This window comes from Sphingomonas arantia (genome assembly GCF_042682045.1).
GTDB classification, from domain to species: Bacteria; Pseudomonadota; Alphaproteobacteria; order Sphingomonadales; family Sphingomonadaceae; genus Sphingomonas_R; species Sphingomonas_R arantia.
In genome coordinates this window covers 136,404-161,056 of record NZ_JBHUGS010000003.1, presented here as the reverse complement: position 1 = coordinate 161,056, position 24,653 = coordinate 136,404, and the positions used below count along the sequence as shown (strand labels likewise).

General features: G+C 60.8%; 25 protein-coding genes and 1 pseudogene. 10 read left to right on the top strand and 16 right to left on the bottom strand.

Annotated features, from left to right (window positions below; all coding sequences use genetic code 11):
* Window positions 1-621: 621 nt before the first annotated feature.
* The gene (locus ACFSGX_RS12240) at window positions 622-1,707 is read left to right on the top strand and encodes an LLM class flavin-dependent oxidoreductase (protein ID WP_380930270.1); all 1,086 of its coding nucleotides are present in this window, start codon (window positions 622-624) and stop codon (window positions 1,705-1,707) included.
* A gap of 230 nt (window positions 1,708-1,937) precedes the next feature.
* On the opposite strand, the gene ACFSGX_RS12235 is transcribed toward ACFSGX_RS12240, so the two are convergent.
* Genes ACFSGX_RS12235 through ccmC form a run of 4 tightly spaced genes read right to left on the bottom strand, consistent with a single transcriptional unit; the run spans window position 1,938 to window position 3,359 of the window.
* The gene (locus ACFSGX_RS12235; RefSeq protein WP_380930268.1) at window positions 1,938-2,069 is read right to left on the bottom strand and encodes a hypothetical protein; all 132 of its coding nucleotides are present in this window, start codon (window positions 2,067-2,069) and stop codon (window positions 1,938-1,940) included.
* Complete coding sequence (gene ccmE, locus ACFSGX_RS12230; protein WP_380930266.1) at window positions 2,066-2,518, bottom strand: cytochrome c maturation protein CcmE; 453 nt, start codon at window positions 2,516-2,518, stop codon at window positions 2,066-2,068. Before ccmE ends, ACFSGX_RS12235 begins: the two co-directional genes overlap by 4 nt.
* Window positions 2,515-2,643: a hypothetical protein gene (locus ACFSGX_RS12225; protein ID WP_380930265.1), complete on the bottom strand. Its 129-nt coding sequence runs from the start codon at window positions 2,641-2,643 to the stop codon at window positions 2,515-2,517. The genes ccmE and ACFSGX_RS12225 overlap by 4 nt, the downstream gene beginning before the upstream one ends.
* Window positions 2,640-3,359: a heme ABC transporter permease CcmC gene (gene ccmC / locus ACFSGX_RS12220; protein ID WP_380930263.1), complete on the bottom strand. Its 720-nt coding sequence runs from the start codon at window positions 3,357-3,359 to the stop codon at window positions 2,640-2,642. Before ccmC ends, ACFSGX_RS12225 begins: the two co-directional genes overlap by 4 nt.
* A gap of 653 nt (window positions 3,360-4,012) precedes the next feature.
* Here ccmC and ACFSGX_RS12215 point away from each other — a divergent pair.
* Entirely contained in the window at window positions 4,013-4,999 is a 987-nt protein-coding gene (locus ACFSGX_RS12215) for an SDR family NAD(P)-dependent oxidoreductase (RefSeq protein WP_380930262.1), read from the top strand.
* Between the two features lie 68 nt (window positions 5,000-5,067).
* Window positions 5,068-5,679, top strand: a complete 612-nt coding sequence (locus ACFSGX_RS12210) for a DUF938 domain-containing protein (RefSeq protein ID WP_380930260.1) — start codon at window positions 5,068-5,070, stop codon at window positions 5,677-5,679.
* Between the two features lie 352 nt (window positions 5,680-6,031).
* Here the strand turns inward: ACFSGX_RS12210 and ACFSGX_RS12205 are convergent, their stop codons facing one another.
* The 4 genes from ACFSGX_RS12205 to ACFSGX_RS12190 all read right to left on the bottom strand — a co-directional run bounded on the left by ACFSGX_RS12205 (window position 6,032) and on the right by ACFSGX_RS12190 (window position 9,420).
* Window positions 6,032-7,465 carry an aldehyde dehydrogenase family protein gene (locus tag ACFSGX_RS12205; protein WP_380930258.1) on the bottom strand — a complete coding sequence of 478 codons (1,434 nt, stop codon included), beginning with the start codon at window positions 7,463-7,465 and terminating at the stop codon, window positions 6,032-6,034.
* Window positions 7,466-7,602: 137 nt separating this feature from the next.
* A complete protein-coding gene (locus ACFSGX_RS12200) occupies window positions 7,603-7,746 on the bottom strand; it encodes a hypothetical protein (RefSeq protein WP_380930257.1) in 144 nt (47 codons plus the stop codon).
* A gap of 68 nt (window positions 7,747-7,814) precedes the next feature.
* On the bottom strand, window positions 7,815-8,276 hold the full coding sequence (locus tag ACFSGX_RS12195; protein ID WP_380930255.1) for an NAD(P)-dependent oxidoreductase: 462 nt from the start codon (window positions 8,274-8,276) through the stop codon (window positions 7,815-7,817).
* A gap of 74 nt (window positions 8,277-8,350) precedes the next feature.
* Window positions 8,351-9,420 (bottom strand): IS3 family transposase gene (locus ACFSGX_RS12190; protein WP_380930773.1). Its coding sequence is split into 2 segments (ribosomal slippage): window positions 8,351-9,198 and window positions 9,198-9,420, totalling 1,071 coding nucleotides; the frame shifts between segments, so codons are not numbered across the junction.
* An 825-nt stretch (window positions 9,421-10,245) separates the two neighbouring features.
* On the opposite strand from ACFSGX_RS12190, the gene ACFSGX_RS12185 reads away from it, so the two are divergent.
* On the top strand, window positions 10,246-11,859 hold the full coding sequence (locus ACFSGX_RS12185) for a GMC family oxidoreductase (RefSeq protein ID WP_380930253.1): 1,614 nt from the start codon (window positions 10,246-10,248) through the stop codon (window positions 11,857-11,859).
* A gap of 106 nt (window positions 11,860-11,965) precedes the next feature.
* A complete protein-coding gene (locus ACFSGX_RS12180) occupies window positions 11,966-12,706 on the top strand; it encodes a winged helix-turn-helix domain-containing protein (RefSeq protein ID WP_380930251.1) in 741 nt (246 codons plus the stop codon).
* Window positions 12,707-12,729: 23 nt separating this feature from the next.
* Here ACFSGX_RS12180 and ACFSGX_RS12175 read toward each other — a convergent pair whose 3' ends face one another.
* Complete coding sequence (locus ACFSGX_RS12175) at window positions 12,730-13,185, bottom strand: MarR family winged helix-turn-helix transcriptional regulator (RefSeq protein ID WP_380930250.1); 456 nt, start codon at window positions 13,183-13,185, stop codon at window positions 12,730-12,732.
* Between the two features lie 124 nt (window positions 13,186-13,309).
* Between ACFSGX_RS12175 and ACFSGX_RS12170 the strand changes: the two are divergent.
* Window positions 13,310-13,489, top strand: a pseudogene (locus ACFSGX_RS12170) (integrase core domain-containing protein); the annotation flags it as partial.
* On the opposite strand, the gene ACFSGX_RS12165 reads toward ACFSGX_RS12170, so the two are convergent.
* The 4 genes from ACFSGX_RS12165 to ACFSGX_RS12150 form a co-directional block, all read right to left on the bottom strand.
* Window positions 13,490-13,732 carry an NAD(P)-binding domain-containing protein gene (locus ACFSGX_RS12165; RefSeq protein WP_380930249.1) on the bottom strand — a complete coding sequence of 81 codons (243 nt, stop codon included), beginning with the start codon at window positions 13,730-13,732 and terminating at the stop codon, window positions 13,490-13,492.
* Between the two features lie 127 nt (window positions 13,733-13,859).
* Window positions 13,860-14,699: an oxidoreductase gene (locus tag ACFSGX_RS12160; protein WP_380930247.1), complete on the bottom strand. Its 840-nt coding sequence runs from the start codon at window positions 14,697-14,699 to the stop codon at window positions 13,860-13,862.
* Complete coding sequence (locus ACFSGX_RS12155) at window positions 14,696-14,917, bottom strand: hypothetical protein (protein WP_380930245.1); 222 nt, start codon at window positions 14,915-14,917, stop codon at window positions 14,696-14,698. The genes ACFSGX_RS12160 and ACFSGX_RS12155 overlap by 4 nt, the downstream gene beginning before the upstream one ends.
* Before the next feature lie 26 nt (window positions 14,918-14,943).
* Window positions 14,944-15,792 carry an SDR family NAD(P)-dependent oxidoreductase gene (locus tag ACFSGX_RS12150; protein WP_380930243.1) on the bottom strand — a complete coding sequence of 283 codons (849 nt, stop codon included), beginning with the start codon at window positions 15,790-15,792 and terminating at the stop codon, window positions 14,944-14,946.
* 128 nt (window positions 15,793-15,920) lie between these two features.
* Here ACFSGX_RS12150 and ACFSGX_RS12145 point away from each other — a divergent pair, with 128 nt between their 5' ends.
* Complete coding sequence (locus ACFSGX_RS12145; protein WP_380930241.1) at window positions 15,921-16,805, top strand: LysR family transcriptional regulator; 885 nt, start codon at window positions 15,921-15,923, stop codon at window positions 16,803-16,805.
* Between the two features lie 235 nt (window positions 16,806-17,040).
* Here ACFSGX_RS12145 and ACFSGX_RS12140 read toward each other — a convergent pair whose 3' ends face one another.
* The 3 genes from ACFSGX_RS12140 to ACFSGX_RS12130 are packed head-to-tail and all read right to left on the bottom strand — an operon-like array spanning window position 17,041 to window position 19,292.
* The gene (locus ACFSGX_RS12140; protein ID WP_380930240.1) at window positions 17,041-17,874 is read right to left on the bottom strand and encodes an oxidoreductase; all 834 of its coding nucleotides are present in this window, start codon (window positions 17,872-17,874) and stop codon (window positions 17,041-17,043) included.
* Between the two features lie 49 nt (window positions 17,875-17,923).
* Complete coding sequence (locus tag ACFSGX_RS12135; protein ID WP_380930238.1) at window positions 17,924-18,436, bottom strand: nuclear transport factor 2 family protein; 513 nt, start codon at window positions 18,434-18,436, stop codon at window positions 17,924-17,926.
* Between the two features lie 55 nt (window positions 18,437-18,491).
* Complete coding sequence (locus ACFSGX_RS12130; protein ID WP_380930236.1) at window positions 18,492-19,292, bottom strand: SDR family oxidoreductase; 801 nt, start codon at window positions 19,290-19,292, stop codon at window positions 18,492-18,494.
* 840 nt (window positions 19,293-20,132) lie between these two features.
* On the opposite strand from ACFSGX_RS12130, the gene ACFSGX_RS12125 reads away from it, so the two are divergent.
* From ACFSGX_RS12125 to ACFSGX_RS12115, 3 genes are all read left to right on the top strand, one after another.
* Window positions 20,133-20,894 carry a response regulator gene (locus ACFSGX_RS12125; RefSeq protein WP_380930235.1) on the top strand — a complete coding sequence of 254 codons (762 nt, stop codon included), beginning with the start codon at window positions 20,133-20,135 and terminating at the stop codon, window positions 20,892-20,894.
* A gap of 74 nt (window positions 20,895-20,968) precedes the next feature.
* Window positions 20,969-21,883 carry a cytochrome-c peroxidase gene (locus tag ACFSGX_RS12120; protein ID WP_380930234.1) on the top strand — a complete coding sequence of 305 codons (915 nt, stop codon included), beginning with the start codon at window positions 20,969-20,971 and terminating at the stop codon, window positions 21,881-21,883.
* A 38-nt stretch (window positions 21,884-21,921) separates the two neighbouring features.
* The gene (locus tag ACFSGX_RS12115; protein WP_380930233.1) at window positions 21,922-24,375 is read left to right on the top strand and encodes a DAHL domain-containing protein; all 2,454 of its coding nucleotides are present in this window, start codon (window positions 21,922-21,924) and stop codon (window positions 24,373-24,375) included.
* Window positions 24,376-24,653 lie beyond the last annotated feature (278 nt).

Here is a 24,653-nt window from a genome sequence, read left to right as displayed (position 1 = left end):
CTGTCCTCGTTCCCATCCATTACAACGGTAACTGACGAAATTCTCCGCGAAACGACTCTGTCATGTCAAAGTCACACTGGGTGTCATGGGGTGGACGGGGGCAATGGGTGGATGACATAGGTTCCGGGCCCTCTCGCATCAGCGTGCGCGGCGCGAGAGCGTCATCAGCGCAGTGCACTCTTAAATCGGGGCCTCGAAGCAATCTTGCAACATTGGCGGCAATATGCAGACGGCGCGCGGCTACGTCGTAGGATAACGGACGGACAGGGATAATTCTCAAGCTACCGTTTCCGCTCTATGACGGAGTGATTGTATGTCACGACCCAACAGTCTCGCCCCGCCGATTGCCACTCGGTCAGATGACGGAGTAACGGAAGGAGCCTTTCCCTTGCCCGGGACGCCACTAATCACGGGCTTCGGTATGTCCGGCTTCGGTTTGATCTTGCAACTGTCGGTCCCTGTAGCCTGGGCAGTGGCGATCGCTCTTATTATTGCTTGCAGTGACCGCCCTTCGACAAGAGTTCCAGCCCAGCCGGAGCGCGAGCTCGTCCGACCCCATTCTTTCTAAGTCGTCACAGCGCAATTCGCCACGCTGTTCGATATTCCTAGGGAACTAAATCCATGCCCCAGCCAACTTTCGGGATCTTCGATCACCTCGACCAGTCAGGCGACGATCTCTCAAAGCATTACTCCGAGCGCCTCAGGTTTATCGAAGAATGCGACCGCACCAGCTTGTATTCCTATCACGTAGCGGAGCATCACGGCACGCCGCATGGTTTGGCGAGCTCACCGAATCTGTTTCTTGCGGCCGCCGCGCAACGTACCGCACGCATTCGGCTTGGACCTATGGTCATGCTTTTGCCGCTCTATCATCCGCTTCGGGCATTCGAGGAGATCTGCATGCTCGACCAGATCAGCAGAGGGCGACTGGATCTTGGCGTTGGTAAAGGAGCGGTGCCGATGGAGCATGAGTTCTTCGGCATAAGCTCCAACGAATTGTCGGAACGGTACGAGGAAACCTTGAGCATCGTTTTAACGGCGATGGCGGGAGGCGAATTGAATTATGACGGAAACCATTACCAGTTCAACGACGTGCCAATTGAATTGAGACCGTTTCAGCTTCCACATCCACCCCTCTGGTGCGGTACTTCAAATCCGGCAACCGTATCCTGGGCAGCAAAAACCAATGTCCACATGCTCTGCCTCGGACCGAACAATGGCGTTCGTGCGCTCAATGATCTCTACCTTTCCCACCGACATGCACAGAGCGAGACTGGGCCCGAACCTTTCCGGGGAATGCTGCGCATGATCGTTATCGCGGAGACGGACGCGCGTGCCCGTGCGCTTGCAGCACCGGCCTACCGGTACTGGTACGAAACGCTGACCGCACTCTGGCGGCACAAGGGTATTACCCCGCCCTACAGAATCAACGCCGAGATCGATAGTGCGATCGCGGCTGACATGGTGCTGGTCGGTAGCGCGGCGACCGTTCGGGACCAGCTCTGCCGCCATCTTGAAGAGACGGGGGTCAACTACGTCTCAGTTCACGCTCTATTCGGTAACCTACCGGTCGATGCAGCGTTGGATACGATCTCGGCGCTGGAGGCGGACGTAATGCCCCGCTGTCAGTCTAGTGACGCTCGACTGCTGTCAGAACCGTTGGGTCGATCCCTGCTGCACCAGACCGGTTCGTCAGTTTCCGCGTGATCATCTTGCGGCCGGTTGCTGTGCTTAGCCAAGCCACATCTACCGGCACGCGCGATCTGGTCAGCGAGCAAATGCTTCCCGGTTGAACCTCTGTCGCGCAACATCATCCACCAACTGACGTGGTGGAATTAGACAGATGGGCGATCTCGGTTTTGCGCGATATGAAACGTCGATTTAACCGGTATTCGGCTTGGTACCCGACCGGTTCCGCGTTGTGAATTAAGAGCTGGTCACAGGGTGGCAGTGCTACTTTGAAACAGTCGGATCCGCCACGTGGGGCAGGCTAACGCCGACAGCGCGAGCAGCAGCACCGACAGCGCCGCCGCCAGGCACAGCGCGGCCAGACCGAACTCGGCGATCACGTCCTGCCGCCCTTCGGGGGCACGATGCTCTCGGACTTGTGCATCTCGCCCGCCACCTGCGGCGGCATGTAGCGTTCGTCATGCTTGGCCAGGATGTTCGTCGCGACGAACCCGCCGCCGGGAACGAACGCCCCCTCCGCCACCACGCCGCTATTCTCCTTGAACAGGTCCGGCACGATCCCGGTGAAACGCACCGGCACCGTCTGCGCGCCATCCGTCACGACGAAGCGGATCGTCACTCCGTCGGCCGCGCGCACGATCGACCGGTCCGCCACCATCCCGCCCAGCCGCACCGCGCGCCCCGGCTGCACGCCGTCGCGCACCGCATCGCTCGGCGTGTAGAAATAGGCCGCCTGATCCTTGAGCGCAGACATCGCCAGCAACGCCGCACCGACGACCGCAACGGTCGCCAGCACCGCCAGCGTCAGCCGCTGATGCTTCGCCTTCATTTCTTCAGCACCGCGTCGGCCCGCCGCTCCGCCCGACGCATCGCGACATGCGCCCACAGGCACAGCGCCGCCGTCCCGCCGATCACGATGCCATAGGCGGCGATCACGAACGGCCAGGGGTTCATGCCCGCGCCATCCGCCGCAGCCGCGCCTCGACCTTGGCGTCCGCCAGCATCGCCCGCATCCGCATCAGCACGACGGCGGTAAAGATCAGCGTGAACCCCACCACCACGATCGGCAACGGCCACAGGATCGCCCCGTCGATCGTCGTCCCCGTCAGGCCGATGCTCTGCCCCTGGTGCAGCGTCCGCCACCACACCACGGAATAGCGGATCACCGGCACGTTCACCGCGCCCACGATGCCGAAGATCGCCACGATCCGCTGCCCGCCCGCCCCGCGATCGGCATAGGCCTGCGCAAGCGCGATGTAACCGAGGTAGAGGAAGAACAGCACCAGCATCGACGTCAGCCGCCCGTCCCATTCCCACCACGTCCCCCAGGTCGGCCGGCCCCAGATCGATCCCGTCGCCAGACACAGCGCCGCGAACACCGCCCCCGGCACCGCCAGCGCGCGCCCCGCGACCGCCGCCAGCGGATGCCGCCACACCAGATGCATCAGGCTCGCCACCGCGATGCCCGTCCAGCCCGCCATCCCCAGCCACGCCGCCGGCACATGGACGTACAGGATCCGCACGCTGTCCTTCTGCAGGTAATCCGCCGGCGTCAGCCATAGCCCGCTCGCCAGCCCGACCAGCGACAGCAGCACGCCGCCCCACAACGCCCACGGCGTCACCGGCCGGGCGATCCCCAGAAATCTGGTCGGGTTGGCGAAAGCGTGCATCGTTCATCGCTGCATAGAGGCTGTTCGCCGCCCGCGAAAGAACCGATCGCGCTTGCCGCACCGGGAGTCGCCCGCCTAGACGCCGCTGATTGGCATCGCGCTCCGGCTCGGCTCGGCCTTCCGCTTCGCGATCATGGCGGTGACGCTCAAGCTGTCGAGTGAGCGCTGCGTCACCGCGCCATCACGATAAGGGTCGTGTGCGTCCTAATCGTGATGCAGTCCAGCAGCAGCGCGCTGCCGTGACTGGCTGTCGCGGCCTTGGCCATCCCAACGTCGCGAGCCCGCTGCGTCAGACCGGGGGAGCAACAGCAGCGGCACGACATGACAGACTACCGCCAATCTCGTTTCAGGCAGGCGTTGCCACCAGGCCTGCCGGTGAGGGGAAAGCGGGCTACCCGTTACGAACGTAGCACGTTCTGGCGCTGGTGTAGGAAGGCTGACACGGCCGTGTAGTTAACGGCGTCCGCCAAGGGGATCGTGAGGGTATTGATGACTATGCACGACGTATGTCGGTCATCAGCTTCCGATGCAAAGGTCGGAGCAGCGAAGAATGCAGCAACGCGGGGCTAATCGGTGGGGCGTACGATCATGGGTACCAGGCGTCAACCAGCGCTAGGCGGCAAGTTCGCCCAGAAAATTCGGAAGGTTAAATAGTGCCCGATTTCAATGCAAACTCCACAACAAACGATGTGCTTGCAGGTCTGAGTTTGGCAGGCCGACGTATTCTTGTGACTGGTGTGTCCTCCGGTCTTGGAGTGGAAACGGCACGTGCGCTTGTAGCCCATGGGGCGGATGTGATCGGCACCGCGAGGGACGTCGATAAAGCCGAGCGTGCAACAATCGGGGTTCGCGACGCCGCCGAAGCGAGTGGGGGACGGTTCGATATTATCGAACTCGACTTGGCTTCAGTGGCAAGCGTGAATGCTGCTAGCGGCTCACTCCTGAACAAGGGGCAGCCCTTCCATGCCGTCATTGCGAATGCCGGTGTGATGGTTCCGCCGGAGAGCCGGACGCCGGATGGTTTTGAAACCCAGTTTGGTACAAATCATCTCGGTCACTTTCTGTTGGTAACGAGCATCGCTCCGCTTATCACGGATGGCGGGCGGGTAGTTGTTTTGTCGTCAGCCGGTCACCGGCTTTCGGACATCGATCTAGCCGATCTTAATTACGAGGAGGGGAGGTATGATCCCTGGATCGCTTATGGACGCTCCAAGACCGCGAACGTATTGTTTGCGGTGGAGTTTGATCGTCGCTACCGCTCACGTGATATCCGCGCATGTGCGGTGATGCCAGGTCTCATAAACACTGATTTGGGGCGGCATATGACCCCGGATCAGCAGCAGGCGATCATGGCCGACATACAGCGGCAGGCGGAACTGTCGAAAGCTCCCTCGTTCGGTTTCAAGACGCTCAGACAGGGCGCCGCTACAACCGTATGGGCGGCGATCGTGGCCGACGGCAATGTGATTGGCGGCCAGTACTGTGAGGACTGCGCTGTTGCGTCGATCGCCTACGGCGACGGCTTCAACGGCGGTGTGCGCCCTTATGCTCTCGATCAAAAGAATGCGCACCTGCTGTGGGATGCAAGCGCGCGGATGGTTGGCCAACTCAGCTCCATTCAGTCGCCGCATGACGACTGAATGGATTTTGAGTACAGGAACTTAGGTAACGGCGTTCAACCTATGAATCTTAAAGGAAGTGAGAGGGAATGATGGATCCAATTGATGACCGCGTGTTCGCTCCCTCTGTATTGAGGAATCGAATGCCGATATTGTCCGTGTTGAAGACTGTGCTGCCCAGCCGCGGTCTTGTGCTCGAAGTCGCGAGCGGTAGTGGCGAGCACATTATCTATTTTGCCCAACAATTACCGCAACTGCAATGGCAGCCATCGGATCCTTCGCCAACGGCGCGCGCATCGATTGCCGCGTGGACTGCTACGGAGAATCTGAGCAACGTCCGTTCGCCCATCGATATCGATGCTACCGCCAGACCTTGGCCCGTAACTGACGTCGACGCGATCGTAGCGATCAACATGGCTCACATCAGCCCATGGTCGGCAACGCAGGGTCTGCTGCGAGAGGCCGGCCGGCTACTGTCCGCCGGCGGTCTACTCTACCTTTACGGACCGTTTCGTCAGGTCGAAGTGACGCTAGCACCGAGCAACGTGGCATTCGACGAGGATCTGCGGCAACGCGATGCGTCGTGGGGTCTTAGGCATCTCGCCGACATCGAGGCACAAGCATCGGAAGTGGGCTTGGTAATGAGTGACATAATCCCGATGCCAGCAAACAATTTATCCGTGATCTTGCGCCGGCTGTAAGCATGCCGATTTGGATGTGCGCGAATGACCGACGCTTGAAGCCCCACCATGCGAAAGCCAATGGCACGTTTGACGAACTTGCCTTCCGCATGTTCGACAGTATGACATACCGCTCCGTTAAGAGGCTGCCGAGCATCGGAGAGATGCGCTCCTATCCACTCCTAACGGAGTAGATGCTCGTCGCCTTGAACTTCGACCTACCAAACTTGGACAGGCATTTCAGCGGCTGGCGTCTGACGGCCTGATACCAAACCGTCCACCGGCTCCTAGCAGATTGCTGGGTCGCCACCAGCGACCGTCGTTCGCCGGCGCTTATCAACCGGCATCGACGGCCGTATGGGGGGGCAACGCTTCAAAGCCGGATGATGACCGATTTGAGCTGGGTGTAGTGCGCCAGTGCTTCGATCCCCTGCTCGCGACCAGAGCCGCTCTGCTTGAAGCCGCCGCACGGGGTCTGTACGAAGCCGCCGCCATATTCGTTGACAACGATCCGACCGGCGTCGAGACGAGCCGCGACGCGATGCACACGGCCGATGTCGCGGCTCCAGATGCCGGCGGCAAGCCCAAAGTCGCTGTCGTTTGCGATCCGGATTGCGTCTGCTTCATCTTCGAAAGGGATGATGCAGACGACGGGGCCAAAAATCTCCTCACGTGCCAGCGTGTCGTCGTTGCTTACCCCGGTGTAGACCGTCGGCTCAACATACCAGCCGGTGCCAAAGCGACCACCCGTCGAGACCTTGCCACCCGTAACGCACGTCAGTCCGTCCTGCTCAGCGATCGTAAAATACTCCTGGATCTTCTCGAACTGCGCGTGGGTCGTGATCGGGCCTGATGTGGCGTCGGTCTCCGGACCAACACGTAGGGCTCTGACGGCAGCGACGAATTTCTCAACGAACTCCTCGTGGATGCTTCGCTGGACAAGCAGCCGGGTTCCGGCGGCACACCATTGGCCGCTGTTCCAAGTGAAAGCGCGTACCGAACCTTTGGCTGCCGCATCGATATCGCTGTCGTCAAAGACGATGTTCGCGGACTTCCCGCCCAGCTCTAGGGTCAGCGGGAGAATACGTTCAGCGGCAAGCCTGCCCAGCTCCTGGCCCGCCCTGACGCTGCCCGTGAAGGAAATCTTCTGCATCTTGGGGTGCTCGATCATGGCGGGTCCGATCGTGTGACCCTTGCCGACGATGACATTGAAGACGCCCGCCGGCAGTCCGGCCTCCTCAGTTGCGAGTCTCGCCAGTTCGACCAGTGACGCGGGCGTATGCTCGGATGGCTTGGCAACGACGGTGTTGCCTGACGCAAGCGCCGGTGCGATCGCGCGAGCCGCCTGATGCAAAGGCGCATTCCAGGGGAGGATTACTCCGATGACGCCGAACGGATCGCGGCGGGTGTAGACATGATAGTCCGGACCCTGGTTGATCACGTCTCCGTCCATTACATTGACGATGCCGCCGTAGAACTCGAAGAACTGCGCGGTGAGATCGATCAGTGCGGGCATCTCGTGCATCGGCTTGCCGGTTTCTCGACTTTCGATCTCGCCCAGATGCTCGCCGTGGTTGCGGAGGATGCGTCCGATCTCTACCATGATCCGGCCACGCTCCGATGGGCGCATGTCACGCCATGCCTCGAATGCCAGATCGGCAGTCTCGATCGCGCGGCTGACTTCGGCTGCGCCACTATAGGCGACGTGTTCCATCTCGTCGCCCGTGCGCGGATCAAGCTTGATACCGAAACTGCCGTCCGCTGTGCCGATCATTCTGCCGCCGATGAAATTCTCGATCATCTGCATTTTGTCTCTCCCGCCGAGGTGCCTTGCCTGCGTTACTTTTAGGGTGTGTCGGGCGGACCGCCTTCGCGCACTTACGCCGATTGTCGCGAAATTGCGGTCAGCCGCGTCGAATGTTGACGCCGGCCGCTTTCTCCAGTTCAGGAATGACCGTCGTCACATTCATCGTCACCGAGGCCAGCAGTGTACGCACGCTCGAAGAGTTGTTCCAGCAGCGCGTTCACCAGCATTGGCGCGGCCGCTTCGTCTGCTTCGTAACTTGCCAGTCGCAGGTCCTTGAGCATCAAACCGAGCCTGAACCCGAAATCGAACCGCCCATCAAGCATTTGTTTGGCGAGCAGCTCCCCGGTCGTTAAATGCGCGCGGTGGTGCCGTTCAGCATATCGAGGATGATCTCGGCCGGATGACCGTACTTCATCCAGAATAGAATGCCTTCAGCGACGGCGATTAGATTGGCGCCTACGATCATGTTGTTGAGCAGTTTGAGCGCCTGCCCCTGACCAACGTGATCGCCAACATGGACGACCTTGCGTCCAAAAGCCTCCAGAACCCAGCGTAACTCACTCAAGGCGACTGGATCACCCGAGACCATCACCGACGATGTCCCGGTCATGACACCCGTGACGCCGCCTGCGGGCGGGGCGTCCAGCGTGACGATCCCCTTTGCCGCGAGCCTTCTGGCAACGACTCCTGCCGCGGTCGGACCGGTGGTCGAGAGATCGGCATAGAAGCGCCCACGGTTGCCCGCGATGATGCCGCTCTCACCAAGCGCGACGGTCCTGACGATTGAGCTGCCCCCTTCTGAGTGGTCCATCGACTATGAGAGTCTGGATCAAGGATTGAGGGTCCCCCGGTTTCTCATCCAACCTTAGGGTGAGTTTCCGGTGTTCAATCGGCGGCTTTGACAGCCGCGGCAGCAGCATATTCGACCGGCGTCAGCCAGCCAAGCGATGTGTGAGGACGGCTCTCGTTATAGTCCCGTCGCCAGGCCTCGATCTTGGCTCGTGCGTCGGTCATGGACAGGAACCAGTGTGCGTTCAGGCATTCGTCGCGAAGGCGACCGTTGAACGACTCTACGAACGCGTTGTCGGTGGGCTTGCCCGGCCTGCTGAAGTCCAGCGTCACGCCGTTCTCGTACGCCCAGCGGTCGAGAGCCTTCGAGATGAACTCCGGCCCATTGTCCACGCGAATGGTCTTGGGCGCGCCGCGGACCGAGGAGATCCGTGCCATCGCTTGGACCACCTGCTCGCCTTTGATCCCTTGGTCGACGTCAATTGCCAGGGCTCCGCGCGTGAAAGCGTCGACCACGGTCAGCGCTCGTAAGCGCCGGCCGTCGAACAGGGCGTCCGAGACGAAATCCATCGACCACATCTCGTTTGCCGCCAGTGCCGCAGGTTGGCGTTCGCGGTTGGCAGCGCTGACGTTGCGTCTTGGTTTCTTGAGCCGAAGGCTCAGTCCGTCGTTTCGATATAGCCGATAGACGCGTTTGTGATTCACGACCCATCCTTCCCGGCGTAGCAGGATGTAGATCCGGAAATAGCCATAGCGCGTCCGCGTTGCTGCCAGATCACGGATACGCATCGCCAGCGATGTCTGATCCGGCTTGTGCGAGATGTAGCGCACCGACGACCGCTCGACGCCGAGCGCCGAGCAACTGCGCCGTTCGCTTACAGCGTGGGACGCCTGCACGTACGCGACGAGCTCGCGTCGCCGTCCAGGCGTCAGAGCTTTTTTGCCAGGACGTCCTGCAGGATGTGCTTGTCCAGGCTCAGGTCGGCAACCAGCTGTTTCAGCTGTCGGTTTTCATCCTCAAGCTGCTTCAGGCGCCTCAGCTCGCCAACCCCGAGACCGCCGTACACCTTCTTCCAACGGTAGAACGTCTGCTCCGAAATTCCCATCCGACGGATGACTTCGGCCACCGGCGTGCCGGTTCCCGCTTGCTTCAACGCGAAGGCAATCTGCTCGTCTGTGTATCAAGATTTCTTCATTTCCAGCTCCTTGCCCGAAGGCTTCACAAGGCCGGAAAACTCTCACTCAAACTGGACTAAAAAACAGGGGGGACGTCAATCCCTTCGGCACGGCTGGCGCTTTTCAAAAACGCCGGTCATTTTGTTCCGTGGCAGAGGGCGACGTTGTTCAATCGATCAGTGCTCAAGTTCCTCGCCTGGTCGCGATCGCGCCGCGTTGCGGGATCGCCCGAGCGCGGCATCGTCGCTGGCGCGACAGGGCTTAGCTGCCGGGATCGATAGCGAAGGCCTCGATCAGGGGAGCGCGACCGCCAAAGTCTCCCCGGGTTCGCACAGCTCGGACGAAGCCTGACTGGCAGATGTCACTGGTTGCGACCCGCAGCATCGACGTCGTTACCCTAGTCACCGCATTGTTGCGCCACGTAGCGAGTTGGTAGCCGAGCACAATTAGTCCGCTCTGATGACCACTGCATTAGATCCTGCTGCACCGAACCACGGTGCTGACACGAGCCACTTTATGGATGACCTCCGGGAATTGCCTATCGATACGCTTGACGTGGCACAACCCGAGCTGTTCCGCGCTGGTTTCGCACCGCGTTACCTTTCCAGACTGAGGCGGGAAGCACCGGTCCATCGGTGCGCCGCAGGCCAGTTTGCACCTTACTGGTCTCGAGCGGCGGGCTGGGCCCAATCTGCTCGCAGGTAAAGTGAGCAGATCGAGAGACGGCAGACTTGGCCCCGCGCGCACCGCGTCACGGGTAGAGGGCGCGCGTCTCCTCGCTCCCGCTCGCGAACATCTTTCTGAGGGAGTTGACAATGACCGACTATCAAGACGATCCGCAGGCTTCTCACCGTCGTTCAGTTGCGAACCAGGCGCTGCTGACTGCCGGGCTCAAGGCGTCCTACGATTTCATTGTGTGCGGTGCCGGAGCGGCCGGCTCCGTCGTTGCCCGCCGCCTTGCCGAGAACGAGGCGGTGCGGGTATTGTTGATAGAGGCGGGCGGCAGCGACGAGGCCGAGGCAGTGCTCGATCCGGGACTGTGGCCCACCAATCTCGGCACCGAGCGCGACTGGGGCTTCGTCGCCGAGCCCAACCCGCACCTGAACGGGCGCGCGCTGCCCATGGCCATGGGCAAGGGGCTGGGCGGCGGCACAAGCATCAACGTCATGGTGTGGGCGCGTGGTCATCGTGCGGATTGGGACCACTTTGCCTCGGAGTCCGGCGATGCGCGCTGGGGCTACGATCGCGTGCTCGACATCTACCGGCGCATAGAGAACTGGCAGGGCGCTCCGGACCACAGCCGTCGCGGCAGTGGCGGGCCGGTCTGGGTTCAGCCCGCGCTGGATCCGAGCTCGGTCGCCCACGCGCTGCTCGACGCCGCGAGCGAACTCGGCATTCCCACCTTCGACAGCCCGAACGGGGTGATGATGGAAGGCGAAGGCGGCGCGGCGATCACCGATATGCTCGTGCGAAACGGGCGCCGCCATTCGCTTTTCCGAGCCTATATCCAGCCCTACCTCGATCGGCCCAATCTCACCGTGCTGACCGACACGACCGTCGAGCGGGTCGCGTTCCAGGGCAAGCGCGCGATCGGCGTCGAAGTCGTGCGCGGCGGGCAGCGCCAGATCATTCGCGCCTCGCAGGAGGTCGTGCTTTCGATGGGCGCGATGCAGACCCCCAAAGTGCTGATGCACTCGGGCATCGGCGACGAGACGGAGCTGCGGCGCGTCGGCATTCCCGTGCGCCAGCATCTTCCTGGAGTTGGCGGTCACCTTCAGGACCATGTGTCGTTTGGGTGCACCTGGGAATATGCCGAGCCGATCGCACCGCGCAACAACGGCAGCGAAGCGACGATGTACTGGAAGAGCCGGCCCGAGCTGACGGCACCTGATCTGCTGTTCTGCCAAGTCGAGTTCCCGGTGCCGAGCGAGCGGACCGCCGCACGCGGCGTTCCGGAACATGGTTGGACCATGTTTGCCGGACTTGCACAGCCCCGTAGCCGCGGCCGGCTACGGCTCATGAGCGATGATCCGGCTGCACCCATGCAGATCGACGCCAACATGCTGTCTGATCCAGCCGACATGGAGGCGGCGCTTGCCTGCATCGAGCTCTGTCGTGAGCTGGGCAACGCAGCGGCTTTCCGTCCGCTTGTTCGCGGCGAGGCGATGCCGGGCAAGCTGACTGGAGACGCGCTGAAGGACTATGTCCGTGACTCCGCGGTGACCTATTGGCACCAGACCTGCACCGCAAAGATGGGGCGCGACGAGCAATCCGTGGTGGACGGTGACCTGAGGGTCTACGGCATCGATGGGCTCCGTATCGCTGACGGCTCCGTCATGCCGCGCGTCACAACTGGCAACACGCAAGCGCCGTGCGCCATCATCGGTGAGCAAGCGGCAGACCGTCTGCGCGAGGCGCACCGTATCTGACATCTTCCATGCAACCTCGCGCCCGCCTCTGCGGCGGGCGCCCCACCTGTGCCGATGCCGCTCGCAGGTGCGCCACGTGGAGGACCACACCGTGTATCACTTCGGCATGACCGACCAGATTGAACTAGCCCCCCGCCCCGCTAGTCTGGGACGTATCCTTGTCGAGGACGAGCGCGAGTGCGACCGTATTGTATCGTATCTTCCCAATTGTCGGTGGACGTCGGTGGGCGTGGGCGCGCGCGACCTTGGGCATCAGTTGACCAACGGCCAACACAGTCTGATCACTATAAACACGCGACTGCGGAGCCGCGACGCTCTCGATGTGCTGCGTGAGATTAGAAGCCGGTCGCACGTCCCGGTGATCATGTATGACGCCAACAGGGACGACGTCGTGTATGCCGTGGTCGGGCTCGAGCTCTGCGCCGACGACGTCATCACCGGCACGCTGAACCTGAAAGAGCTGGCGGCGCATGCGCGTGCCGTGCTTCGCCGGCAGGAACTGGCCCGGCTGAACAGCGAGCCTTTACCCGGCGGTTATCTCTTCAATGGTTGGGAAATGCGTCATGCCGAGCGGACGCTGGTCCCACCGGAAGGCACGCCGGTTGATTTGACGAAGGGCAAATATGGCTTGCTGGCGGCCCTACTCGCAGCGCCGTGCCGCTCGCTGGCGCGTATCCATCTCCTGCGTGCGACACGTACACACGACGATATCTTCGACCGGAGCGTAGACGTTCAGGTCCTGCGTCTCCGGGGCAAGCTGTCGATTAGCCCGGGTGGCACCGACCCTATCAGGACGGAACGCGGCTTCGGCTACCGGCTCGAAGCGAACGTGGAATCCCTCTTCTGAAGGACGTCGCACCCGCCCGTCTGTCAGCGCCCGATGTGATTATACAAGGCGTCGCGAAGCCGCGTAATCTGCGCGTTCAGCGCAGTCACTTCGGGCCCGGTCTCACCGGAGGCGTCAAGCAGCGCGTCGTTAAGGCAGCGGGCGTCCGAGCGAAGCTGCAGTGCCGCCTTGGTCAGGCTGACGATCACCTGCCGCTCGTTGGCGGGGTTACGTGCCCGCTGCACCAGACCCGCAACCTCCAGACGCTTGAGGAGCGGTGTGAGCGTGCTTGCTTCGAGCGATAGCCTTTCAGCGATCTGTCCGACGGCGAGCGAGTCGTCGCGCCAAAGGACGTTGAGCACCAGATATTGCGGATAGGTCAGACCCAGTCGGTCCAAGAGCGGCTTGTATAGCCGTTGGATTGCCATTCCGGCCGAATACACCGTGAAGCAAAGCTGCTGCTCCAATCCAACCGGCCCTTCACTTGGTTCGTCTGCCATACACCACCCAACAATCATGCGCAAAAACATATATTGCGATAATTAATGGTGAACAAGGACAAATCGATCCCTTACAACAGCTATCGCAATAATGGTTATCGCGGTTGGATGCGTTATACAGATCCTGTACGAGGCGAGGGTGCTGATCGAGGCGTGGCGGCGTCATTACAACACCGTCCGACCACACAGCAGCTTGGGCTATCGACCTCCGGCGCCAGCAGCGGCGACCTCGCCATTGCCGGCCTCCGGTTCCGCTTCGCTACACCTACGCCCGGCAATGGCGGCGGAGACGACAATGCACTAACTAACTACCCGGACCACCCGGTGGGGGCTGCTCACGATATTCGGGGTCGGCAGGCAAACGAGCACCGCATCGGTGGCATCTGCGAGGGCCACGGGGGGGGGAAGCGGGTGCGCCAAGGGCAACCGCACTTGCTACTGCCTCGTCGTTGGTATCGAGAACGTGGACCCTGAAGGCCGAGGCCAGTAGATGACGGACCGGATGGGTGCCCATTGCGCCCAGCCCAACGAAACCGATCTCAACCATGCTCCGATCCTCCGCGACCGGGCCGCGTCTGCACCGGTGACACCGCGAGAGAGCGCCGTGCGACCCTTGCCGGCAACCGAGTTTTTGGGGCTCAGCCGTTGCGCGGCGCTCAACGATCGAAACGACGCTACGCTGCTTCTACCTCGAAGTCGGTTGACTCCGTGACCGCACGCCACGTCTCGAGCTCAGCATGAAGCGTATCGAGCTTCTCGTGCACGAACTTCCACGCATCCTTTCCGAGCAGCAAATGCGCAGGGGGATCCTGGGCGCGGGTCAGATCCACAATGACTTGGGCAGCCTTGTCGGGGTTGCCGGGCTGATGACCGCTGTAGGCCTTGCGCCGTTCGATAACCGGATTGATCAACGCGTCATAGTCGGTGATCGATCTTTCGACCCGTACCATCGAGCGGCCAGCCCAGTCGGTTCTGAACGCGCCAGGTTCGACCGCAGTCACGAACACGCCAAAGTCCTTTACCTCTTTGCCGAGTGTTTCGGAGAACCCTTCGAGGGCGAATTTGCTGGCGTGATAGTAGCCAAGGCCCGGAAAGGTGGTAAGCCCGCCCATCGATGTCATGTTGATGATGTGACCCGAGCGGCGCTGCCGCATGCCGGGCAGGATTGCCTTTGCAACGGCGATGGCGCCGAAGACGTTGACATCGAACTGGCGACGCACGTCTTCGAGGCTTGATTCCTCGATGAGCCCCTCATGGCCGTAGCCTGCATTATTGACGAGTATGTCGATCGGACCGAAGCGGAGCTCCGCATCGGCGACGACCGGCACAACCGAAGCGAAGTCAGTGACGTCGAGTAGGACCCCGTGTGATTTGGTTGGGGATATCAGTGAGAACTCTGCGCATTCGCCTTCGCTCCGTAACGTACCGATGACCGTATCGCCGATTGCGAGCGCTGCTTCGGCGATGGCGCGGCCGAAGCCCGAGCTGACGCCGGTAATGAACCAGGTTTTCATTTTACTTGCTCCTTATGTTCGGGATGTAAGGCCGCGAGCATAGCCGCGGTTGGCGTGCGGCTAAGCGTGATGGCCAATTCGACGGCGACCGGCATCCAGCCGAAATACGCGACTTTCGTCGCGACCATTGCAGTGTTTGCGAGAATCAATCGGACCGCCGCCAGAATGCCCAGGTAGGCAAGCACTGCTAGGAGAGCGATGCGGATGGCGGCGATCATGATCGTGTACTCCTTGTCGGTGGCCGTTAAGCGGCGGGATCTGCTTCGATCGGAAAGTCGGTCGAGAGGGCGAGGTCACGCCATTTGGCCAGTTCCTCTGCGACGAAGGCGTTCTTCGCTTCGATCGCGGCGACCGTGTCCGAACCGAACGCCATACGCAGCGGCGGATTGGGGTCGTCGACCATCGTGATGAACGCCTTGGCGAAACGAACCGGATCGCCCGGCTGAGCGTGATTGGCATCGGCCGCAAAGTTGCGCATGCCGCCCGCGGTTCCGGCGTAGTCCTCTAGGACTGTTGGACTGACGGTCAGCGACGCTGCGTCGAGGAAGTCAGTGCGGAAGAAGCCTGGCAGGACCGTCGTGACCTTGATGCCGAGCGGAGCAAGCTCCAACGCCATGCTCTCCGAAATGCCTTCCACCGCGAACTTCGTCCCGCAGTAGACACCCCAGCCGATGAACCCCTGGTATCCGCCGATCGACGACAAGTTAACGATATGACCTGATCGTTCGCGCCGCATATGGGGCAGGACCGCACGCGACACGGCGAGCAGGCCGAAGACGTTGGTGCGAAACACAGCCTCGGCTTCCTCGGCGCTGGTTTCTTCGACTGCGCCCAACACGCCGAAACCGGCATTGTTGACAAGGATGTCGATCTTCCCGAAGCGCTTCACGGCCGCCTCTGCCGCGGCATGAGCCTGAGCCTCGTTGTTCACGTCGAGCGCAGCGGCGAGAAGGTTGGGGTGGTCGCCGAACCGGTCGGTCACGCTTTTCGGATCGCGGGCCGTAGCGACGACGGCATCGCCCTTTGCCAAGGCTTCCTTGACGATCAGCGCACCGAAACCGCGCGATGCTCCAGTGATGAACCAGGTCCGCATAATGAAAGCTCCTTCAGTGAGGCGCCGGACCATCCGACGTCGATGGACTGGAATTAGGTTGGCTCGGGTCATGAGAAAATCTCCTGGATTTTCCCCGCGGCAATGAGCACAGTTCATCAATGAGAAGTGTGACTCCGGCCGATCTCGCAATTTTCCTCGCGATCGCTCGCCACCTGAGCTTCCGCAAAGCAGCGGACGATCTCGGGGTGACGGCGTCGGCTCTGAGCCACGCTTTGCGCGCGCTGGAGAACCGGCTCGATCTTCGGCTGGTCAATCGAACGACACGGAGTGTTGCGTTAACCGAAGCAGGGACCCGATTATACGAACGTGTAGCACCCGCCTTCCGGGACATCGACGACGCCCTTGATGACCTCAACAATTTCCGGGGAACACCAGTCGGCACGCTTAGATTGAACGCGGCCCGCACATCCACCCAACTCGTGCTGTTGCCGATCGTCACGCGGTTTCTGGCGTCGCATCCCAGTGTGGATGTCGAGATAGTCGTCGACAACGGTATCGGCGACATGGTGTCCGATGGCTTCGACGCAGGGGTCCGATTTGGGGAGAAGGTTGCACAGGACATGATTGCGCTACCGATCGGCTCTCGTCAGCGGTCTGCTGTCGTCGCTTCGCCCGGCTTTTTCGAGAAGTATCCGAAGCCCACTACGCCACAGGCGCTCAAGGACATCCCCTGCATCCGATTCCGATTCAACAGCGGCCGGTTCTACGCGTGGGAATTCGAGCGGGGTGGCATAGAGTTGACGGTCGAGGTCGATGGACCGCTGACGCTTGGCGACCAGGGACTGATGGTGCAAGCCGCACTCGACGGCAGCGGGATCGCCTATGCGTTCGAGGGGCAGGTCCAAGGCCTGGTGGCCGACGGACGACTGGTTCGCGTACTCGAGGATTGGTGCCCCTACTATAGTGGCTTCTACCTCTATTACCCCAGCCGCCGCCAGGTACCGGCGCCTTTGCGCGCCTTCATCGATTTCGCGCGACAGGGCAGGGTGTAGGGGTGGGAAGTGTCCAGACGGGGTCATCGCCTCGCAACGAACGCCATGCAATTCCCCAGCGTTATCCGTGTTGCACATGGGTTTGTCCTGATCGCCGGTCTCGGACAGAATGCCTGACCATCCATCTTGAGGGACAGTGTTTGCCCTCCTGGATCGCGCGGCGTTCACCGGCGCGCCAGGAAGGGGTTACACCGCTTTGGAACAGCCGATGCAGGCGAGACGCCTTGTCTGCTGCTTACGCTGCCGCGAAGTCGGTCGAGATCGACACCGCATGCCATTCCGAGAGGATGGCCGCGTCAGACCGGTGCTTTGCCTCGATCGCCGCGACGGTATCGCTGCCGAGCGGCAACCGTACTGGCGGATTAGGCGTTTCGATGAAGTCGACTAACGTACGTGCAAGCTTCGCGGGATCACCCGGTTGAGCGTGGTTGAGACCCTCTGCGATATTGCGGACCTTACCGGCCGTTCCGGCATAATCGGCAATGATCTTGGGGCTCACGGCCAGTGACGATGCGTCGAGGAAGTCAGTGCGGAAGTAGCCCGGCTCGACCACAGTCACGTGAATACCAAGTGGAGCAAGTTCGGCGTGCAGTGCCTCCGACAACCCTTCGACTGCGAACTTCGTCGAGCTATAGACGCCGAAGCCTGCGGCACCGCGGTAACCGCCGATCGAGGAGATGTTGAGAACACGACCCGATCGTGCGGCCCGCATAAAGGGAAGAACCGCTCGGGTGACTGTAAGGAGGCCGAACACGTTGGTGCGATAGACGGCCTCGATTTCGGCGGCGCTGGCTTCTTCCACAGCTCCCATCAGCCCGAATCCGGCGTTGTTCAACAGGATGTCGATGCTGCCGAACCGGGCGATCGCCGCATCGGCCGCGGCGATGGCCTGAGCCTCGTTGGTTACATCGAGCGCAACGGCGAGCAGATTGGGGTGCTCGCCGAACCGGTCGATGATTGCTTGCGGATTGCGGGCGGTGGCGACGACGGCGTCGCCTTGGGCCAGGGCGCGGTCGGCGATCAGCGCGCCGAAGCCACGCGACGCGCCGGTGATGAACCAAGTTTTCATACGAAGGGTCCTTTCATGGGTATGTCTGATGAGGGTGTGTCGAAAACCACTAGACGGGCGTGATGCGCGACCAGAGATCGTTGAAGGCGACGGCGTCGAAGAACGCATTCGCTTCGATCACCTGGCCGGCCTCCATGCGGAAGAACCAGGCATAGCTGTTGAAGTAGGGGGTGCCGTCAGTGGTCGTGCCTCGGGCATCGAAAAGAATAACCACCCGATCGTCCTCCGCGGTAACGCTGCGGACGTCCGGCTTGATACCAACCGACATGCGGGCGTTGAACGGACGGATCACTTGCGTCAGGAAATCCTCCTTCGTCGGATAGGTCCTGGATACGACGGACCTACCCTCGATCGTCCAGCTTGCGTCGTCGGCAAGCAGTTCGAAAGGGGTCCCCGTGCCAGCCTTCCACGCCTCGAACTTGTTGATGACGTCCGTCTTGTTCTGAGCGGCGATCCTTGCGTTGGCACTCGCGCCGAACGCGAGAAGGCCAAGGCTGGCAGCCGCGACGCCGAATGCTACGCGGGCGGCAGAGGGCGTTGAGGAGCGGGGTGCTCTAGTCATGATGGGCCTCCAACGGTGTTAGGCGACGGCGGCGTGCCGCCACTCCAGGCTGCGCTCAGATCCTGGCGGTCCAAGCGGCCGCCTGAGCCTCCTTGATCGCGTCCTCGACAAACTGTGGGCAGACGTTGCGGACTTTGCCGGTGTCAGCGGGGACGATCTCGATCATACGGTCGACCATCTCCTGCGGATCGAGATGACCCTGCGGCGACGCGAGCAACGCATCGAACGTCGCACGCAGCTGGTCACGTTTGGTGAAGTTCTTGGTGTCGTCGAGCCAGCGGAACGCGGTGTCTGCCATCGTCTCGTTATAGCCCGTCAAGTACGCGCCGGGATTGATCGTCTGCACCTTGATCCCGAACGGCTGGACTTCCTGCGCGATCGCTTCTGCGAGCGACTCCAGCGCGTGCTTTGTCGAGACGTAGGGGCCCCATCCGGCTGGCGTGAATAAACCGCCCATCGATGATGTGAATACGATCTTCGCTCTCTTGCCTTCGGCGATCCACTTCTTGATGAAGCCTTGGGTCAGCTCGAGCGGCTTGAAGACATTCGTTTCGAAGTTTCCCCGCAGCAGATCGACCGGAATCTCACTGACCGGTCCGGCCTCGCCAATCCCGGCATTGTTCCACAATATGTCGACGTCGAAACTGCGCGCGAAGGCCATATCGTGAGGATCGTGAAGGTCGAGCTTCTCGACTCGCATGTCGAGGCCAAGTTCCGCCGCCTTAGTACGCAACGCCGCGACCTGTGGCGACACCTGAGCCGTAGCTATGACGTTGTGGCCAGCTCGCGCCATTCCAATTGCGGCGGATTCGGCAAAACCAGACCCTGCACCGGTAATCAGGATTGTCTTGGTCATAATAGAATCCTTCCAAGCGTACTGTTTGGACCGGCAACCAGTAACCAGCGTGTGCCTCTCGCATGATTAGCTCACGGTTTGCATATCCGAGGAACTCCTCTGCCGCCGAGTAGCTATCGCGTTGCTGGCAAGCATGCAGTCTCGATGTTGCGGAGGTTGTTCCGCGATTGCGGAGCAACCGCGCACGTTATCGGCATCGGTACTGCCGGAGAAGGCGGCTTGGAAATGGGCTAGATATGTCATGACGCTGGCAGTGCGAGCCCCTCGCTCTGATCGACACTACCCCCACAGCTTTGATCACCCCAGTTCGGCTCAGTCGCGCAAGGACGTGCATTGTCCAATGGGGAGATCCAGTGAACCTGGATGCCGCGCTCGATGACGGTTCCGTCCCGGTTTGTCCGGTCGGGCCTTCCGCAATCTGCAGGCGCCACCAGGAGGCCGTGAAGCTGCAACGCCACATAGCGACAGGCAGCAGCCTACTCTCAGGTTGAGATTTGTGCACGCGCCGACAAACATGTGCACGATATGACAAGCAGCGACCGCGCGGGTCCGGTAGCCGCTTGTTACAGGACCGTTACGCTTCAGCGCTGTGGAATTGCAGGCGAAGCAAGTCCTGCACTCGTCATGTCACCGCAGCGAGAGAGGGATTCATCCAACGAGTAGTCAGGCTTTGGCTGGGCTTATTCAGACGGGACCGCCTGCGATGTCGGAACCGAATGAGCCCGAGTGCCGGAATGGCAAATCGAGACGCGGGATGCCGGCCGATGCCGTCCCATGCCGTCCTTCTACGCCCGACCGGCCAGGTCCGCGGGTGGAAACCTTTGTAAAGTTGGTATCAGTATGATGGCGTCCAAATTCCCCTCCGTTGCGGAGAGCGGTCGTATGCTCGGTCGCGTCCTGATCGTTGACGACGACGCGGCGATGCGACGGACAATCAGCACCTATCTTGAGCGGCACAACTGCCCGACGGTAGAGCTTTCCGATCCATCCCCAATCATGCAGCATATCGAGAGCGGGGCATTCAGCGTCGTTCTACTGGACTTGCAACTCGGTCAGAATGACGGACTGGATGTTCTTAGGCAGATCAGGGAGCGATCCGACATTCCGGTGATCATCATCACCGGCGAGCGTCAGGACGATATCGACCGCGTGGTCGGTCTGGAGCTGGGCGCTGATGACTATGTCACCAAGCCCTTTCATCTGCGCGAACTGTTGGCACGCGCGCGTGCGACATTGCGTCGCCAGGAAATGGGACGTTTGGCCAGCGGCAATCCCCGTGGACGAGGTGGATACCGGTTCCTTGGATGGGAACTTCGATGCAAGACCCGGTCGCTTGTCGATCCGGACGGAAACGACGTCACCCTGACAAAGGGCGAATACTCGCTGCTTCTAGCGTTCCTGGAGGGGGCAGGACATGTTCTGTCTCGTGAGCAGCTTCTTCGCGGCACTAGAACTCACGAGGACATTTACGATCGGTCAATCGACGTACAAGTCCTGCGCCTGCGTCGTAGGTTGGAGGTTGATCCCGCGGAACCGAAAATAATCCGGACGGAGCGTGGCATAGGCTACGTCTTCCAAGCGAAGGTGGAGCGTCTGTTCTGATCATGATCAGGGAACGGGTCCGATCGTATTGTTTGGCATTTCTCAGACCAGTACGCCTTCGGCCCATAGGTAGCGTGGCAGCTGGGCTGCTCGCGGGATTCCTGCTGATCATCACCCATCAAGATGCGCCAAGGTCAGTCTCCCGGCCGGCGCCGGCGGTGTGGGCGGCCGAGCCGATCCAACCCCTGGTTGAAGCTCCAGCGCTAGACCCAGGCAAGGTCGCCTTGGGCAAAAAACTGTTCGAAGATGTCCGGCTGTCTGGGGCACGGAAGCTGTCGTGCGCCACTTGCCACGACATGGCCAGCAACGGCAGCCTGGCAGGCAAACGCATGACGACCATGGACACCTTGACCGTGTTCAACAGCGGCCTGAGTTCGCGCCTCGGCTGGGACGGCACCGAACCGAACTTGCAGCAGCAGGCCCGCATGACGCTGGAGTCCCCAATGATGGCGCAAGGGGTGTCGCTTCGGCGGACGATTGGCCGGCTGGCGAACGACGAGACGATCTCTCGTGACTTTCAAGCCATCTACGGAGGTCCGGTCGATGCCGAGGGAGTGATCGACGCGATCGTCTATTACGAGCGTTCACTGGTGACGCCAGGTAGTCGCTTCGATCAATGGCTGACTGGCAACGCAACTGCCATCAACGACCGGGAGAAACGCGGATATGCGCTTTTCAAACAGCTCGGTTGCGTCTCATGCCACCAAGGTCGGAACGTCGGCGGGAATCTCTTACAGAAGCACGGTGTCTTTCGTCCGTTTGGGAGTCCCGACCCCAAGATCCTTCGAGTCCCGAGCCTTCGAAACGTCGCGACCACCGCGCCCTACTTCCACGACGGAAGCGCCCCCACGCTTGAAGACGCAGTCGCAAAGATGGCGGCCTCCCAGCTCAATGTCGACTTACAAAAGCGCGAGATCACGGATTTGGTCGCATTCTTGGAATCGCTTACCGGGAATTTCGGCGGGAAGCCAGTCAGCGCCCGGCGATGAGGATCCTGTACCGGATCCCAGTTGCCTGCCTGGTTGCGATGCTTACTTGGCTCCTATTTATGGGATTCAATCACGAAGATCATGAGGTCCAGGACTCACTTCGTGGTCTTGATGCTTATATGACCAACGAGAGTGCGCTCCATCGCGATGTTCTCAGTGCGCGCGCTGGCTTGCTGAATAACTACGACCCGCTGGATGTGGATCTGTTCCAAATGACTGCCGCAGCCGAGGACGCATCAAGATCCGCTCTTACACCTGATGAGCGACGCGATATTGGTGGCCTAAAGCGTACGTTGAGTCGACAGAATATACTGACGGAACAATTTAAGACAACCAACGCACTTGTTCGCAACTCACTAGCGTATTTCGCTGCGTATAGCGGCAGAGTTGCGGAAGACCGCTTTCATCCGGATCTTCAACGGGACGTCAACCGCCTGTCCAGCGCAATGCTGGCTCTGAACCTCAACAACTCGCAATCAGCGCGGGACGAAGTACGGTCTGCTATCGCAAGTTTGGCACGTTCCTGTGCCCGAAAGGTATGTGACGATGATGTCCACAATCTGCTGGCGCATGCTCGCCTTCTGAGGGATCAGCTACCGGTCATTAGCCGAACGATAGAGCAATTGATTCGGTCGGGCGGTTCTGCCGACGTCACCGTCCTCAGTCAGTATCTACTCAAGCGACAGATGCGCAGTGAGGCTACGGCCACACAGTTCCGTATCATACTGTATCTCGTTTCGCTGCTCCTGCTTTATCTACTCGTCCGCTGGGGCATCGCCATGCACAGGCAATCCGCAATGCTTGAGCGTCAGGTCGCCGTGGAACATTCCGTGTCACGTCTGTCGACCCGAATGATTGGGGCCGATCCGCAGACTATCATCCCCAGTCTGCACGAGGCACTTGGCGATCTTGCCGACGCGTTAGGTGCTGAGGGGGCCTGGTTCCTGGATGCGACCGATCGGTGCTATGGTTGGTCGGCTGCGCACTCATTCACGTGCGAGGAGATCGCCGCCGTGCGGGACCGCGGGGCAAAGCCGCAGTTCGGATCGCCGGGTGTTGTACGGATCCTTCTGAGAGAGGAAACCGGGGTCATCAGACGTGCCGCCGCGGTTGTACATCTGGGGGAGCTCTGTTGTATATCGTCTCCTCACAGCGAACGTTGGCCGGGCATGTTGATCTTCGGCTTCCCGGAAGGTGCGTGTGCGTGGCGATCGGCACAGCTCTCAGTGCTTCGTACTGCGCTTGATGCCCTGTCTCTCTCCCTCGAGCACGCGTCGCTGGAAGATGAGCGCCGGCGGCTAGAGGCGCAGTTAGAGCATGCCAGGAGAATGGAGACGGTTGGCGCCTTTGCAAGCGGCATCGCGCATAATTTCAATAACCTGCTCGGGGCGATGAGTGGCCAGTTGGAGATGGTCGAGGAAACGTCGAACCTCTCCGTACCTATGCGCGATCATATCCAGCAGATCCGTTTATCGACCGAGCGCGGACAACAGTTGATACAAGCGTTGCTGTCCTATGGGCGCCGACGTGATCGTGCGCAGGAGATCGTGTCGCTGGACGAACTCGTGGAGGAGAGCCGAAACTTGGCAATGGCCGGCCTCGATCCTGCCTACCAACTGACCTTTGAGGGACATGCCGGCAACGTCGAAGTACTGGCGGATCCTGTGCAGCTGCAACAGGTGCTCCTGAACATGTGTCACAATGCAGCGCAATCGATGCCTTTGGGCGGAGAAGTCCATGTTCGGACTGGCACGCAGCACCTGACCCAAGGTCTTAAGGCCTTGACCGGTCGTATTGAGCCGGGCGCGTACGCGACAATCAGTATTCAGGATCACGGATGCGGCATGGACGAACAGCTGCAACAGAAGATCTTTGAGCCCTTTTTCACGACCAAGCCTTCTGGCACGGGCCTTGGTCTCTCGACGGCGCGGGACATCCTTTTGGAACAAGGGGGCGCCCTGACTCTGGATAGTAGGGTCGGAGTGGGCACATCGATGACAATTTGGCTCCCTAGGATGTTGGAGACGGCGAGCCTTCCCGAGACGAGCGATGCTATCGTCGGAGGATCCGGTGAAACAATCCTCTACGTTTCGCCGGACGGCGAGCAACGCGTCTGGGGTGAGGATCTGCTCGCAGCCTTGGGCTATGAGCCGGTCGGTGCCGCAAGCTATCAGCAGGCGCTGGCACTGCTGCGGACGGATCAGAAACGGTTCGATGCCATCATAGTAGGTGGTCAGGATCCGACGGACGAGCTTCGGCAGTTTTCTAACCATGTCAGGACACTTGCTCCCGAGATCGCGCGCATTCTGGCTGTAAGCCGGCCGGAGGTTCAGGACCCCCGCCTGCTTCTCACCGCAGAAATTACCGCCGTTCTGCAGTTTCCGCTCGACGCACGGGAGCTTGCAGCCATACTAAGTGACATCCTCGACGATCGGCGGAGCGAGCATCATTGTATCAGGGCAGGTCGCCCTAGTGATCTGTCGCTTACATAAGCGTTCCGACGCGTCGTGTCGTTCTCGGATACATAATCGTTCGATGGGAGTGTCACTCGTCCAGTGCGGAGACTGCAAGGTCGCGTGGGATCGTGATTGCGTGAAAGCCGGTTGGTCGCCAACTCGATTTCCTCCTCAGAACGGCGCGACTGCTGACCGAAATGAGTCAAAACTGGTAACACACGCCTGGAGACCACTCGTGGTTTAGACCGCCAGCACGGGTGAACAGCCGGCCCTATCGCGGTCGCTGGTACTAGCGAAGGCAGAACAGGAGATCG

Coding starts and splice junctions, on each gene's coding strand:
- ACFSGX_RS12180 (WP_380930251.1), top strand. CDS start 11,966: ATGACCGACCAGATTGAACTAGCCCCCCGCCCCGCTAGTCTGGGACGT.
- ACFSGX_RS12225 (WP_380930265.1), bottom strand. CDS start 2,643: ATGAACCCCTGGCCGTTCGTGATCGCCGCCTATGGCATCGTGATCGGC.
- ACFSGX_RS12165 (WP_380930249.1), bottom strand. CDS start 13,732: ATGGTTGAGATCGGTTTCGTTGGGCTGGGCGCAATGGGCACCCATCCG.
- ACFSGX_RS12140 (WP_380930240.1), bottom strand. CDS start 17,874: ATGAAAACTTGGTTCATCACCGGCGCGTCGCGTGGCTTCGGCGCGCTG.
- ACFSGX_RS12155 (WP_380930245.1), bottom strand. CDS start 14,917: ATGATCGCCGCCATCCGCATCGCTCTCCTAGCAGTGCTTGCCTACCTG.
- ACFSGX_RS12130 (WP_380930236.1), bottom strand. CDS start 19,292: ATGACCAAGACAATCCTGATTACCGGTGCAGGGTCTGGTTTTGCCGAA.
- ACFSGX_RS12125 (WP_380930235.1), top strand. CDS start 20,133: ATGATGGCGTCCAAATTCCCCTCCGTTGCGGAGAGCGGTCGTATGCTC.
- ccmE (WP_380930266.1), bottom strand. CDS start 2,518: ATGAAGGCGAAGCATCAGCGGCTGACGCTGGCGGTGCTGGCGACCGTT.
- ACFSGX_RS12200 (WP_380930257.1), bottom strand. CDS start 7,746: ATGCTCAAGGACCTGCGACTGGCAAGTTACGAAGCAGACGAAGCGGCC.
- ACFSGX_RS12175 (WP_380930250.1), bottom strand. CDS start 13,185: ATGGCAGACGAACCAAGTGAAGGGCCGGTTGGATTGGAGCAGCAGCTT.
- ACFSGX_RS12185 (WP_380930253.1), top strand. CDS start 10,246: ATGACCGACTATCAAGACGATCCGCAGGCTTCTCACCGTCGTTCAGTT.
- ACFSGX_RS12115 (WP_380930233.1), top strand. CDS start 21,922: ATGCTTACTTGGCTCCTATTTATGGGATTCAATCACGAAGATCATGAG.
- ACFSGX_RS12240 (WP_380930270.1), top strand. CDS start 622: ATGCCCCAGCCAACTTTCGGGATCTTCGATCACCTCGACCAGTCAGGC.
- ACFSGX_RS12150 (WP_380930243.1), bottom strand. CDS start 15,792: ATGCGGACCTGGTTCATCACTGGAGCATCGCGCGGTTTCGGTGCGCTG.
- ccmC (WP_380930263.1), bottom strand. CDS start 3,359: ATGCACGCTTTCGCCAACCCGACCAGATTTCTGGGGATCGCCCGGCCG.
- ACFSGX_RS12210 (WP_380930260.1), top strand. CDS start 5,068: ATGATGGATCCAATTGATGACCGCGTGTTCGCTCCCTCTGTATTGAGG.
- ACFSGX_RS12195 (WP_380930255.1), bottom strand. CDS start 8,276: ATGGACCACTCAGAAGGGGGCAGCTCAATCGTCAGGACCGTCGCGCTT.
- ACFSGX_RS12160 (WP_380930247.1), bottom strand. CDS start 14,699: ATGAAAACCTGGTTCATTACCGGCGTCAGCTCGGGCTTCGGCCGCGCC.
- ACFSGX_RS12135 (WP_380930238.1), bottom strand. CDS start 18,436: ATGACTAGAGCACCCCGCTCCTCAACGCCCTCTGCCGCCCGCGTAGCA.
- ACFSGX_RS12205 (WP_380930258.1), bottom strand. CDS start 7,465: ATGCAGATGATCGAGAATTTCATCGGCGGCAGAATGATCGGCACAGCG.